The following is a 13,353-nucleotide window of genomic DNA, read 5'->3' as shown; positions in this document are numbered from 1 at the left end:
GGCCATCGGGGGTGGGGCTATCAGGGGCGGGGGGAGTCACCGGGCGGGCCGGGGAGCAGGGCGGCGAGGTGGTGGGGTTCCGGGTGGCGAACTTCTACGCCCCCGCGACCATGGGACGCACGCCGTCGGGGACAGGGGTGTCGGCGCGACTGGCTCTGCTCCTGGCCAGGGGGGAACTGGGAGCGGGGGGAGAAGTGGTGCACGAGAGTATCCTGGGGTTGCCCTTCCGGGCGCGCGCGCGGGAAGTGCGCCCGGACGGCACCGTGGTGCCTGAGGTCACCGCCCGTTCCTACCTGATGGCCGTAACTCACCTCGTGGTCAAAGAGGACGACCCCTTCCCCAAAGGTTTCCGGCTCTGATCGGGCGGGGCGGGTGTATCGGCTGGCCCGGGATCAGATAATACACGCGGCAGCACATGGGAAAGGGTGATAAGGTTGGGAGAGATGAGGAGTCCCATCGCGCCGCCCGAGCAGGCGGCCCCGTTTGGCCTGCGCAGTGAGACGGGGTACCTGGGTGGCGTCCTGGTGCACCGTCCCGGTGCCGAGGTCGAAGAAATGGACGAACGATACCCGTGGAGGTGGATATGTGACGCCAAGCCCGACCTGGCCAGGGCCCAGACCGAGCACGACACCATGGTGGACCTCTTGCGGCGGGCGGGGGCCGAGGTGTACTACCTGGACGAGTGGGAACCCAAGACGAAGGTACCCGTCAATGAGTGGTTCACCCGGGACCACGGTTTCATGACCCCTTACGGGGCGTTCATCGCCTATTGTGATTTCCCCCGCCGGGGTGAAGAGGAGTTCGTGATCAGGCGGCTGGTTAACCTGGGAATCCCGATCGTGGCCAGGGTCTACGGCGAGGGCCGCATGGAGGGCGGCGACGTCATCTACCTGGACGAGAAGACGCTGCTGGTGGGGCAGAGCTACCGGACCAACCGGGAAGGGTTCCGGCAGATCCAGAGGGTCATGGAGGGGACCATGGTGGATCGCGTCATCCCTGTTCCCCTGCAGCGCGAGGTCATGCACCTGGACACGGTGTTCAACATCGCTGGGGAGGGGGTTGCGGCCGCCTACCGGCCGGCCCTGCCGGAAGAATTCCTCGACTTCGTGGAGCGCAAGGGATTCGAGATCATCAGCATTCCCCCTGAGGAATACCCCACCCTGGCCAGCAACTGGCTCTGCGTGGCTCCCCGGAAGGTGATCTTCGTGGATGGGGAGACGAGGAATCTGCGCACCCGCAAAGAACTCGAGAAGCGGGGAGTGGAAGTCATCCCCTTTGTGATGCCCGAACTTCTGAAGGGTGCGGGCGGGCCCCGGTGTATGACCTTCCCGCTGTACCGCTGGCGCGAAGACGTGCGCTGAGCCACCACCCCTTGACCTGGGAGGCGAGCAGGGGGCAACGGCAGCCCTGGCAAGAATATAAAGGCAGTATGTGCAGGGAGGTGTGGCAGTGGATTACCAGTTGTTGAGGAGCTTGCGGGGCAGGGACTTCCTCACTGACCAGGATTACACGCAGGAGGAGTTGCTGGCCCTGCTGGATCTGGCGGCGGCCATCAAGGATATCTGGCGTAAAGGGGTGCCCACCCCTCTTCTGCGGGGCAAACACCTGGCCCTCTTGTTTGAGGAGCCCTCGACCCGCACGCGCATGTCCTTCGAGGTGGGGATGTCCGACCTGGGAGGCACGGCCCTTTACCTGAAGCCCGGCGAGATTCACCTGGGTGCGCGGGAGACGGTGGGGGACACGGCCCGGGTCATGAGCCGCTACGTGCACGGCATCATGGCCCGGCTTTACAAGCACTCTACCCTGGTGGAACTGGCCGAAGGTGCCACCGTCCCCGTAATCAACGGTCTTACCGACCTGTATCACCCCGTGCAGACCATGTCCGATGCCTTCACCATCCGCGAGACCTGCGGGAAACTGGAGGGGGTCAAGGTCGCCTTCCTGGGCGATGCCACCAACGTGTGCAATGCCCTGGTGGTCACCTGCAGCAAGCTGGGGATCAACCTTTCGGTGGCTAACCCGCCGGGTTACAGGGTCCGCCCGGAAATCCGGGATCTGGCGCAGCAGAACAGTAGCCGGTCGGGGGCCCGCATCGAGTTCCTGACCGATCCGGAGGAGGCGGTGCGCGACGCAGACTTCGTGTACACCGACCTCTGGTGGTGGGTGGGGCAGGAGGATGAGGCGGAGGTGCGCAAGAAGGCCATGGCCCCTTACCAGGTGAACGCCGCCCTGATGAAAAAGGCCAAGCCCACCGCCCGCTTCATGCACTGCCTGCCTGCCGCGCGGGGCCTGGAGGCCACGGATGAGGTGATGGACGGTCCCCAGTCCATCATCTTCGACCAGGCCGAAAACCGTATGCATTTCCAGAAGGCTCTGCTGGTGGCCCTGCTGGGAGTGGACGTGAATCCTGCCGAGCTGCCGGCCCCGGTGCGCGACCTGGCTGACAACTTGCGTGGCTGATCGGCGTCCGGCGGCGACAATGCCGGTTGGGGAGTACCTGGCCGCCGTGCTGCGCGGGGTTGGTTGCTGGGGGGTGCGGAAGTGAAGCTGGCGCCCGGCATATTCCGTGAATACGACATCAGGGGTGTGGTGGGCAGGGATCTGGACGCCGAGGGGGCGTTTGCCCTGGGTAGGGCGTATGCCCTGTTCCTGGGCGAGGAAGGCAGCCCGGGACCGGTGGTGGTGGGCAGGGATAATCGGGTCTCTTCCCCCGAGTTGAGCCGGGCCGTCCAGGAGGGCCTGCTGGCCGGGGGCCGGGACGTGGTGGACATCGGTGAGGTCACCACTCCCATCTTCTATTACTCTCGTATCCTCTACGGCATCGACGGCGGGGTGATGGTAACGGCCAGCCACAACTCGCCCGAGTTCAACGGATTCAAGTTGGCGCGGGGTCATGCCACCATTTACGGGGAGCAGATCCAGCGGGTGCGCCGCCTCCTGGATGAAGGGACTGTCGGCTCCCACGCGGATGGCAAGGGCCGGGCTGGCGGTCGCGGGCACGAACGGGGACGCCGGGAGGAGCGGGATCCCGTGCCTGCCTACCTGGAGATGCTGGGAGAAAAGATTCGGCTGGGGCCCCGTCGCCTCAAAGTGGTGGTGGATTGCGGAAGCGGTACCATGAGCCATTTCGCCCCCCGGGCACTGGAGGCCTGGGGCTGCCAGGTGATTCCCCTGTACTGCGATTCTGACCCCACCTTCCCCCATCACCACCCCGATCCCATCCAGCCCGGGAACCTGGTGGACCTCATCCGGATGGTGCAGCAGTCGCGAGCCGACCTGGGCGTGGGTTACGACGGCGACGGCGACCGGCTGGGGGTGGTGGCACCGGACGGGTCTGTGGTTTGGGGCGACATGCTCATGATTCTGTTCTGGCGGGAGATCCTGCCCCGGCACCCGGGCGCCACTGCCCTGGTGGAGGTCAAGTGTTCTCAGGCATTGGTTGAGGAAATCGAGCGCTTGGGAGGGAAGCCGGTTTTTTCGCGCACCGGGCACTCCCTGATCAAGGCCAGGATGAAGGAGATCGGGGCCGTGTTCACCGGGGAAATGTCGGGGCATATGTTTTTCGCCGACGAGTACTACGGTTTCGATGACGCCCTGTACGCCACCGGGCGGCTGCTGCGCATCCTCTCCCACACCGATCGGGCATTGCACGAACTGCTCGCGGACGTCCCCCGTTACTGCTGCACAGCCGAGACGCGCATCCCGTGCCCCGATGAAGCCAAATTCCGGGTGGTGGGCGACCTCGTGGCCCGTTTCCGGGACACCCACCAGGTCATTGACGTGGACGGGGCGCGGGTGATATTCCCGGACGGTTGGGGGCTGGTGCGGGCTTCCAACACCCAGCCCGCTCTGGTGGCCCGCTGCGAGGCCACCACTCCCGAGGGCCTGGAGCGCATCTGCCGCACCATGAAAGAGGCCCTGTCCCGTTACCCTGAGGTAGAGGAATTCCAGTGGGCATGACGCCCCCCGGTACGGCCCGGCAAGCGGTTGTGACTGTGGTGGGCCCGCGGGCCTGGCGGCGCAGCCTGATGCTGGTGGCGGCCGGCGTTTTCCTGGCCCAGGTGGCCTTTTCCCTGGTGGTCCCCTTTCTCCCCATGTTCCTGCGGGAACTGGGGGTAAGGGACGGGACATCCCTGTGGTCGGGGCTGGCTTACTCCGTGACCTGCCTGGCCGCCGGGGTAATGGCCCCGGTTTGGGGATCTCTGGCCGATCGGTACGGGAAGAAACCCATGATAGTGAGGGCCGGGGTGGGTATGGCCATCACCTACCTGCTGATGGCGCTGGTCACCGACCCCGTGCAACTCGTGATCGTGCGCCTGCTCAATGGGGTGGTTTCGGGATTCATTCCGGCGGCAATCATGCTGGTTTCCTGCACCTGCCCCGATGAGGAACTGGCCGTGTCGCTGGGCGTGGTGCAGGCCATCGGGGCAGCAGGTGGCATTATGGGTCCGCTCCTCGGTGGGATCATGGCCGGCCTCGTGGGTATTCGCACCAGCATGCTGGTGACGGCGGTCTTGCTGGTGGTGGCGGCGGTATTTCCCGTGGTGGCGGTGCGGGAAGAGAGGCCTTCCTGTCGTGAGGTTTCCACCATCGCGGCCGATCTGCGCGCAACCCTGGCGGACCCCTCCCTGCGTGTGTTATTCCTCGTGCTGGGGCTGGCCCAGGCGGCCGTACTGGTGACTCAGCCCACCCTGCCCCTGTGGATCGAGCACCTGGTTCCGCACCGGGCCGAGCTAGTCACCGGCGCCGTGTTCTCCGTGGTGGGGATCGCCACCGTGGTGGGATCGCCCCTGGTGGTGCGCCTGGCGCGTGTGCCGTATCGGGTCATCCTCCTCACGAGCCTGTTTGTTTCAGCTCTGTTCAGCGTCCTGCAGGCCATTCCCCGCGACCCGTGGGGGCTGGGAGCGTTCCGTTTCTTCTTCGGGCTGGGGAACGCCGGCATCACCGTGGCCGGCAACACCCTCATCGCTCGCTGTGTGGGCAGGGAAGCGCGGGGGCGGGCGTTCGGGGTCCTGAACGCTTTCATCTACCTGGGTTCGGTGCTGGGGCCGCTCGTGGGCGGGGCGGTGGGCCAGGGGATGGGGCTCGACGCCTCATTCTACGCGGGCGGTGTCATATTGCTCCTGTGCGGCCTGCTCCTGCGATCTGGCTGGCAGTCCGTTCCCGGGGGGGATGCACGCCAGCACACTGGTTGAGTTAGAAAGTGGCAGGGGACACCGGGGGGAATTGGCGGGCGAGCGCCGAATGGAGAACCAGGTCCGCCCATAACTTTTCCCGGGAGATGTAAATGAAGCTGGCCCTGCGTTCCCTGGGCGTGCTTATCCTGTTGCTTGTTGCCCTGGGCGTGTTCGCCGTGCGGGTAATCATCCCCCCTGCGGCTCGGGTGGGGAAACCCCGGCCCCCCATCCCCGGCCGGGCAGAGGTGCTGCTGGGCGCGCGCCGGGTAGGGTGGGCCCGGGTGGATGCCCAGGGGGTGGTGTGGCTTCCTGTGGAGATGGTGCGCGAGCACTTTGACCCTGCCATGCGCCTGATCGCTGCGCACAGGGCTCAGACTTCCACTTCGCCCTGGCGCCTGTCCATGGCTTCTCCGGAAGCCACAAGATTCGTTCAGGCCGAACCGGTGCTGATCGAGTTGTACGCTCCCGATGGGCGGGTACCCATCGAGGCGCTGCAGGAAATGTACGGCATCGTGGTGGAACTGGTGGGCGCACGCGTACTGATCGATCGGGCGGGGCGGGAGATCCCCCTGGTGACAACCCCCACGTCCCTGCGGGTACGGGGCCGGCCCTGGCCCTTATGGCCGGGCAAGACCGTGCCGGCCGGCACTTCCCTGCTGGTTTACGATCAGGTGGGCGGGTGGTTCCTGGTGCGCACCGGGGACGGGACGACCGGGTATGTGCCGGTTGGGAAGGTGGAAAAGGCGGGTGTTCACCCCGTATCCGCGCCTCCCCGGTTACCACCCCACAGGGTCAGCGGTCCGGTGTGTCTCACCTGGGAGCACGTTACCCGTCCGGGCGGTCCCGACCTGGAGAGCATAGGTCCTCTCCCGGGCCTCAACGTGGTTTCCCCCACCTGGTTGCACCTGGAGGGTGAGGACGGTTCCCTATCTTCCGGTTGCAACGCTTCTTACGTGAGTTGGGCGCACGGGCGGGGATACGCAGTGTGGGTTCTGGTGGGCAACAACTTTGACCCTGAACTCACCCGCAAGGTTCTGCAGGATGAGAAGGCGCGACAGCACCTGATCAGGCAACTGCTCGTGTACTGCCGTCTCTTTTCCCTCGATGGCATTAACGTGGACTTTGAAAACGTTTATCCTTCCGAGAAGCAGGTGTTCGTGAGGTTTGTGGAGGACCTCTCCCGTCTGGCCCGGGCAGAAGGTCTTACGGTATCGGTTGATGTCACCGTGAAGTCCCCCAGCCCGACCTGGTCGGGGTTCCTTGACCGCCGGGCGCTGGCCCGTGCCGCCGATTACCTGGTTCTAATGGGGTATGACGAGCACTATGCCGGTTCTCCGCAGGCGGGATCGGTGGCATCGCTGCCCTGGGTGGAGAAGGGGATTCGGGGGCTGCTCGAGGAGGTGCCCCCCGAGAAGCTGCTGCTGGGGATGCCCTTCTACACCCGGCTCTGGAAACAGGAGCGGCAGCCCGGGGGCGGGTATAGGCTCACTTCCCAGGCTCTGGGCATGGTGGAGGTGGAAGCCATCCTGGCCCGAAAGGGTGTGGTCCCCCGGCTGGACCCGGCTACCGGCCAGGATTACGCCCGCTGGGAGGAGGACGGCGTGACCTATCAGGTATGGCTGGAAAACGAACGTTCTATCCTGGCCCGCATCAGGTTGGCCTCGAGGTACCGGCTGGCGGGAGTGGCCTCCTGGAGACGGGGGTTCGAGAAGCCGTCCGTATGGGAGGTCATCTCGTCCCAACTGGATGCCCTGCGCTAAGCCGACTTGCTTCCGGCACACCACTTCTTTCCGGCGTGCGCAGATCCACCACGTGGTTGAACGGCAGGGCTGGGACTCCCGATCTGTCCCGGGCGGTCGCCCACACCTGGTGGTATCCATCAGCGACAGGTTGCAGAAGGCGGCAATGCCAGATGATCTTACCTTGCTGGTGGTGTTTTTCCACCCGGAAGTATTCGGGGTAGCGGTCCATATCGTACCCGTTGAAGATGACTTGCAGGCTGGCGGGGTCGAGGGCCTTGGGGCCGTGCAGTAGGTCGGAATCCAGGGGTGCGGCGGGCACGAATGCCATCACCAGTTCCCGGGACTGCAGGGCGGCGGCGAGGCTGGCCCGAACCTCGGTGGGTGGCACTCCCACCAGAGAAATGGCGGGGGGCATGAGGCGGTGGAGCCACCCCGGCAGGTGCCCATCTTCCTCGGTGGCGGCGATGCCGAGCAGGAAGACCAGGCCCAGGGTGTGAGGACCGGCAGGTTCTCCCCGCAACAGGTCGGTCAGGTGGGAGAGGAAGGGCGTGTCCACGTCTGTTCTCAGGTTCCCGAGCCAGCCCGCCAGTTCCAGCAGGGGGGTGCCCGGGTACAGGCCTTTGGGCATGGGCCACAAGCGCGCCGCGTAAGGGGGCGCCTGTTCGGGAATGATGACGTCGGGGGACCCCCACTGGGCCATTTCCTCCTCGGTCACCTGGAATACGCCTTCCACGATCTTGTCGGCGCAAAGTTCCAGGTAGGCTTCACCCACCCCGCTGAAGGAAATGAGCCGATCCACCCGCTGTTTCAGGAGGGGCCGGAAGGGGCGGAGGAGGGAGTAGAGGTTGACCAGACCCCTCATCACCCGCCCGAAAGCCTCTTCCATTTCACCCACCAACTGCGGCGGCACCCGGGGTAGCCGGGCGGCCCAGCGTTCGGAGGTGCGGGTGAGCGGGTTGCCGGCCTCGGGCCCGAAGAGAACGGGACGTGCGTTTTGCAGTTCTTCGCCACCCGGGCGGTAGAGCACCACGAGATCGTAGAGGAGCTCTAGCAGGGCATGGTCCAGCACGCGGTAGTGATCAAGGATTTCCGGGTAAAACTGGGTACCGAGCACCCGGAATGAATTGGCGTAGCCACTGAACAGTGGGGAGTTGTCCGGAGCATCGCCCGCCGGGGTACCGTCTGTCCTTATGGGGGCGTAGTGGGCCCACCAGTCCGCCATCTGGTGGGCCAACCAGCCGCATGCTATGGCCAGGTCGTGGGGCTGGCCGTGCAGACACTGGTGTACCAGGGCGTATCCGAATCGGGGCACGCCGTGGGCGTTGTCGGGCATCCAGTTGTGCATGTAATCGTAGAGTGGACATCGCTTCATCACATGGTGGACGGAAATGGCGTCGGCGCTCGCCGCTGCCAGTGAGAAAGTATTCTCGTGGCCCTTCAGGCGGTCGGGGAGGTCGTTCGCCAGCATGCCAGGGGAATCCCGGATCCTGCGCCACGCCAGGCGCGTGACCTCGATGTGGGTGAAGGGACCCCACCCCAGCAGGGGAGCGAGGGGCAACAGGGCTGCCCCGGACAAAAGAGCCTTCATCTTCTGCCAGACCCGGTGCCAGGCTGTGGTCAGCTTTATCCCCCCATGCCTTGATATGCGGTACAACTCTCCCTGTGCCATCTGACGCCTGGCTGCGGTGACTTCCCGGCATGGTCAGGCATATTATGTAGCGGGTCTCCGGCGGGAAGGTGTTGTGGGTGAGCAACGACAATCAGCAGGTTCGGACCATACTGGAGGAAACGCGCTACCTGGTGGGCCTGCACGGACCTTTGCTTTTTGCTCTGAACGCCGTGATTCCCCTTTCTCCCCTGGGGAGGCAGGTCATTCTCCATGACGGGAAGTGGCGGGGTGGCCAGTTCGCCAGTGCCCAGATAGAAGCGCTCATCGTGGTCTGCGCGATCGGCCTGGTGGTTCTCTTCCTGCCGCTGTATGTGCGGTTGCTGATAGCAGCACTGGCAGCCCTGAAGGGGGGTGAGGGATCGTGAAGAAGGAGATGCATACATCCGCGCTGCTGTGGTGGCTGCTGCTCATCATATTCCTGCCCATCATCCTGCTGATCTGGATCATCTTCTAGTGCCGGTCCCCGGCATGGTAAGGGGAGCCGCATGGCTGCCCCTTACTTATTGCCCGGGGAAAGGGGGGTCTGCCTTGCAGGTGGACTGGTTGCTCATCGTGGTCCTCCTTTTGGCGGCCATCCTGATCCTGTTGCCCCTGTTCCTCGTGCCTGCCCCTCCTGCGGCCCCTGCGCCATCGTAACACCCGGACGTGAAGGGTGGGGGATGCACACCCGGGGGCAACGGAATGAGAACCAGGGGGCCGTGCGGGCCCCCCGGTTCGCGGCTGTTCCCTGTTCACTGCGCGGCTCCTGCTCCAAGGGGGAAGCAGAAGCACAGTAGCACGATAATGAGCACGATGATGATGATCCACCAGAAGAACCCGGGATCGGGCGCCTGCGTTTTCACAGCCCGCACCTCCTTTCTCATCGATGTGGCCTGCGGGTGACCGGCTTCACTACATAATATGGGGTTGGCCGTCGAATGTGCAGGCTGGGTACTGGTCTCCCGCAGAAGGCTAGCCAGCAGACGGGCCACCAGTTGCTGGAACGCTTCGGAGGCGACCACTTCCTTTACCAGGTCACCGGGTATGGGGCCGGGCGGGCCCCCGGACCTGAGTTTGTGGGCCACGCTGTCCACGAACTGGCAGGCTGTATCCAGAGACCCTTCCACGGCCTGCATCTGGCTGGCAACCGCACCTACGAGGGTCTCCGCGTGTTCCAGTTTCGCCTGCGGAGTCCGCTGCAGGACGGCCTGACGCCACCTGGCCTTCCATCCCCCGGGCGCCGGTTCCGGGCCTCCCCCTGGCGGACCGGGCTCTGTGCCCCCCGGAGGTGGACTCCCTTCTCCGCCCGTCGGGAGGGGACTGCCCCCAGCTTCTTCCGGTGAAGGTTGGGGCGCGGGGCCGGTGGCCAGGGAGTCGATCTGACGGTTGAGTTGGTCCAGCCGGTCGAGGATTTCCCTCAGTTCTTCACGCCGCTGGCGACTGGTGGCTATTTCCTCCTCGAGCCTCTTCAGCCTTTCTCTCCAGTCGTCTTTGCTCCCCAGCAACACCGGGCACCTCCTCGCGCAGGGGACAACGTACGCCTGGGCTCAAGCCGTCATAGATATGGGGCAGCAACATCATATTCTGTCAACGCGGGAGGGGTTCCCTGTGTGGCCCATTGCTGGCGTGCTGGTGGTTGCGACCCTGGGTGCGCGTCTGGCCCGGAACCGGGCGAGGCAGGTGCGGTGCCCGGACCGGAAAATCGTCACTTTCTGGAAGGATGTTCCCCTCAGCCAGGGGCTCATCCTGGTGAGGTCTTTGGGAGGGGAGATCATCCGGGAATTGCCCCTCATAAACGGGGTAGTGTGCGAGTTTCCCAGAGCCACCGTGGAGTTTTACCGTGCCCTGGCCCTGTCGCCCCAGATCATGGACGTAGAGGAGGACGGCGTGATGCGTATCCTCTGCCGGTGGCGCAGGCCCACCCTGCTGCCGACTCAGAACGTACCCTGGGGAGTGAAGCGGGTGGGAGCACCCGAAGCCTGGCGGTACAGCCGGGGGCGGGGCGTCAAGGTGGCCGTGATCGACACAGGAGTGAATGCCGGGCACCCCGACCTGACGGATGCCGTGCGGGGAGGAGTGAACTTCTTAGATCCCAACGCCCCTCCCCTGGATGACAACGGCCATGGCACCCACGTAACCGGGATCATTGCCGCCCGCGACAACGAGATAGGGGTGGTGGGCGTCGCCCCCGAGGCCGAGGTATACTCGTTAAAGGCCTTTGACGGGCAGGGGGCGGGGGCGATCTCCAACATCATCAGCGCAGTGGAGTGGTGTGTCCAGAACGGCATGCAGATCGTCAACATGAGCTTCGGGGGGAACAAAAACCGTGCCCTGGGCAGGGCCTTGCAGGCGGCCCTTGAGGCCGGGGTGATACTGGTGGCTGCGGCCGGCAACAGCGGACGCCCTAACTCGGTGGACTTCCCCGCCAGCCATCCCGGCGTGCTGGCGGTCACCGCTTTGAATCCCGATGACACCCTGGCCGGTTACAGCAGCCGGGGACCGGAGGTGGACCTGGCGGCTCCGGGATCGCGCATTCTCTCGGCGTACGGAGACGGTTACAGGGAATTGAGCGGCACCTCTATGGCGGCGCCCCACGTGAGCGGCGTGGCTGCCCTGCTGCTTGCGCGTGAGCCCGGGCTGAGCGGCGATGAGGTGGCCCGGCGCCTGAAGGAGACAGCCACCACGCTGCCATACCTCGCCCCCGAAGAGCAGGGGGCAGGGTTGGTGAACGCCCCGGCCTCCCTGGGCATAGAAGATTGACGGACTGGGGGTTAAACGGTGGACCCGGCTGCCGTAGAGCGGGCCAGCCAGGCATGGAGAAGAAAAAAGGAAGAGCTGGACGCCAGACTGACCGAGCTGGAGGGTCGCCGACGGGAACTGGTTGCGGGCCTGGAGGAGATGATCGGCCGGGCCCGGGACTGTTCTCGGGAAGGCGCCATGACCGCTGCTCCGGGGCAGAGGTGCCCGCGCCTTCCCGGGGCAGGGGATAGGCCGTCCCGAGAGGCGGCGCTTGAGCAGTTCCCGGCCGGCCGCGAGCAGGAACTGGATTGCTGCCTGCAACTCCTAAAGCTCCGGTGCCAGGCCATAGCCGAGGAACTGGTAGAAGTGATGTTGCTGGCCGAGGCCCTTTATGTCCTGGCCCGGCCCGCCACGACTATCCCTCACACCGGGAACGGCGCGGGCACGGCGGCCTCGGCCCCTCCCGCCACCGCGCCCGCGTCACCCACTCCTGCTACCGCCCCGGTAGCTCCTGATTCCGCCCGGGCAACTCCGGCCCCGAGCCCGGATGCCCTGGCCAGCATCATTTCTTCTCCCCAGTTTCAGAAGATAGCCGCCCAGTTGCTGACGCACATGATCAAGAAGTAGGGGGCGGTCGTTTTCATTGCTGGCTATTCCCGGTTGCAGCGCCCCCCTGCTCACTCAGGAATTTGGCAAGCACTTCGGCGGCCAGCTGGGTGAAGGCCGGTTGCCGCATGACCTCGCCCAGCAACTCCATGGTCGAGGTTTCCTGAACTGAGCTTTCCCCCGTGAGATCTTGCCTGACCGCGTCCAGCAGGTTGCGCAGGGATTCCAGGGAAGACTCCATGTCTTCCAGGCGGGCCCGGCCCATTCGGGTCCCAGCCTTGAGCTGCTCCAGTTGCTGCGCGAGCTGGCCGCTTTCAATGGCCTGCCGCAAGACTTCCTTCAGCGAAGCTGCATCCGGGATCCTGGGTTCCGACATGAGTGCCACCTCCCGATCTCGTTCGGCTCACCTGTACAGCATATGTGGCAGGCCCGCTGCGGGTCAGGGTTCGGCCGGGAACAGGAGAAAACCCCGCAGGCAGAGAATCGTATGCTCTGCAGCCCGTGGCTACTGTACCAGGCAGGCCGTTGGCAACGGTGGAGGGGTCGTTTTTTGAGCAGGAAAGCGGCAACTCGTCGTTCTGGGGGGAATAAGCTCCCCAGAGCCACCAGGATGGTTCGGCAGGGGCGGCAGCTACCGGCGAGGCAGGGGGTGCGGGAGCGCGCCCGCGGGGAGCCGGAACACAGGCTTGCCGGGGGAAGCACCTGGGTGCCTTACGCCGTCGCTGCTCCCCTGATCGGAGTCCTGGCGGTGGGCCCGTTCTTTCGCGGGCTGTTTTTTCCCGGAGAACAACTAGTGGCCGTGGCGGTGGTCATGGGCACCTTTACCGGATTCTGGGTGTACTCGTCGCTCCACCGGTTGGAACGTCCCCAGCGGGTCATAGAGTGGGCAGCCCTTGCCCTGGCCCTCATCTACTGGGCGGCTGTACTGCGTGCGGTGGCGCCGCGGGCCGCAGTGGGGGAGGCCCTCAAGTACACCACCTATCTGGCCGTGCTCTGGATGTTCGCCCGCCTGGGAAATCGTGAGGCATGGCGGCTGGCCCTTTCGGTCACCCTGGTGGTCACGGCATTCGGGCTGGCCATCCTGGGACTGGGTGCGGCGGCGGGGACGTTTTCTTATCCGGGCGCGTTCGAAGGCGGCCGTATTTGCTCCAGCCTGCAGTACCCCAATACAGCGGCCACCTACCTCACCGCTGGGGTGATCCTCGCCAGCGGGCTGGCGGGCTGGACGGAATTCTCGTCCAGGTGGGGTGATACCCTGCTGGCCGGGGGGCTGGCGGGCGTCATGTCGGTTATTTTCGTGGCCTTCGTGTTCACCATGTCCCGGGGCGGATGGGTGGTATTCCCCGTCCTGCTGGTGTTGGTGGGTGTTTTGTTCCCGCGCGGGCAGCGGGCCGCCGGGCTGGCCGTGCTGGCGGCTGCACTGCTGTCCGGGCTGACGGTG

13 protein-coding genes are annotated in these 13,353 nt (G+C 65.3%); 10 read left to right on the top strand and 3 right to left on the bottom strand.

Features of this window, described 5'->3' with window-relative positions; genetic code table 11:
- From AB1446_07455 to AB1446_07430, 6 genes are all read left to right on the top strand, one after another.
- Positions 1–359: proline racemase family protein (locus AB1446_07455; GenBank protein MEW6546736.1), on the top strand; the 359-nt coding region annotated here is incomplete at its 5' end.
- An 84-nt stretch (positions 360–443) separates the two neighbouring features.
- The gene (locus AB1446_07450; protein MEW6546735.1) at positions 444–1,361 is read left to right on the top strand and encodes an arginine deiminase family protein; all 918 of its coding nucleotides are present in this window, start codon (positions 444–446) and stop codon (positions 1,359–1,361) included.
- Positions 1,362–1,449: 88 nt separating this feature from the next.
- On the top strand, positions 1,450–2,460 hold the full coding sequence (gene argF / locus AB1446_07445; protein MEW6546734.1) for an ornithine carbamoyltransferase: 1,011 nt from the start codon (positions 1,450–1,452) through the stop codon (positions 2,458–2,460).
- A gap of 81 nt (positions 2,461–2,541) precedes the next feature.
- The gene (locus AB1446_07440) at positions 2,542–3,960 is read left to right on the top strand and encodes a phosphomannomutase/phosphoglucomutase (protein MEW6546733.1); all 1,419 of its coding nucleotides are present in this window, start codon (positions 2,542–2,544) and stop codon (positions 3,958–3,960) included.
- Entirely contained in the window at positions 3,957–5,195 is a 1,239-nt protein-coding gene (locus AB1446_07435) for an MFS transporter (protein MEW6546732.1), read from the top strand. Before AB1446_07440 ends, AB1446_07435 begins: the two co-directional genes overlap by 4 nt.
- Before the next feature lie 92 nt (positions 5,196–5,287).
- Positions 5,288–6,937 carry a glycosyl hydrolase family 18 protein gene (locus AB1446_07430; protein MEW6546731.1) on the top strand — a complete coding sequence of 550 codons (1,650 nt, stop codon included), beginning with the start codon at positions 5,288–5,290 and terminating at the stop codon, positions 6,935–6,937.
- Here the strand turns inward: AB1446_07430 and AB1446_07425 are convergent.
- Positions 6,906–8,507, bottom strand: a complete 1,602-nt coding sequence (locus AB1446_07425) for a hypothetical protein (protein ID MEW6546730.1) — start codon at positions 8,505–8,507, stop codon at positions 6,906–6,908. The genes AB1446_07430 and AB1446_07425 overlap by 32 nt on opposite strands.
- A 158-nt stretch (positions 8,508–8,665) precedes the next feature.
- On the opposite strand from AB1446_07425, the gene AB1446_07420 reads away from it, so the two are divergent.
- On the top strand, positions 8,666–8,953 hold the full coding sequence (locus AB1446_07420; GenBank protein ID MEW6546729.1) for a hypothetical protein: 288 nt from the start codon (positions 8,666–8,668) through the stop codon (positions 8,951–8,953).
- 366 nt (positions 8,954–9,319) lie between these two features.
- Here the strand turns inward: AB1446_07420 and AB1446_07415 are convergent, their stop codons facing one another.
- Positions 9,320–10,072, bottom strand: a complete 753-nt coding sequence (locus AB1446_07415) for a hypothetical protein (protein MEW6546728.1) — start codon at positions 10,070–10,072, stop codon at positions 9,320–9,322.
- Positions 10,073–10,175: 103 nt separating this feature from the next.
- On the opposite strand from AB1446_07415, the gene AB1446_07410 reads away from it, so the two are divergent.
- Together AB1446_07410 and AB1446_07405 are read left to right on the top strand one after the other, a co-directional pair.
- Positions 10,176–11,327 (top strand): S8 family peptidase, encoded by a 1,152-nt coding sequence (locus AB1446_07410; GenBank protein MEW6546727.1) that lies wholly within the window; start codon positions 10,176–10,178, stop codon positions 11,325–11,327.
- An 18-nt stretch (positions 11,328–11,345) separates the two neighbouring features.
- Positions 11,346–11,933, top strand: a complete 588-nt coding sequence (locus AB1446_07405; GenBank protein MEW6546726.1) for a hypothetical protein — start codon at positions 11,346–11,348, stop codon at positions 11,931–11,933.
- Positions 11,934–11,946: 13 nt separating this feature from the next.
- On the opposite strand, the gene AB1446_07400 is transcribed toward AB1446_07405, so the two are convergent.
- Entirely contained in the window at positions 11,947–12,288 is a 342-nt protein-coding gene (locus AB1446_07400; GenBank protein MEW6546725.1) for a hypothetical protein, read from the bottom strand.
- Positions 12,289–12,618: 330 nt separating this feature from the next.
- Here AB1446_07400 and AB1446_07395 point away from each other — a divergent pair.
- A partial coding sequence (locus tag AB1446_07395) for a hypothetical protein (GenBank protein MEW6546724.1) occupies positions 12,619–13,353 on the top strand: 735 nt, incomplete at its 3' end.

This window comes from Bacillota bacterium (assembly GCA_040757085.1).
Lineage (GTDB): Bacteria > Bacillota > Sulfobacillia > JACIYH01 > JACIYH01 > JACIYH01.
This window is presented reverse-complemented; position numbering and strand designations above follow the sequence as displayed.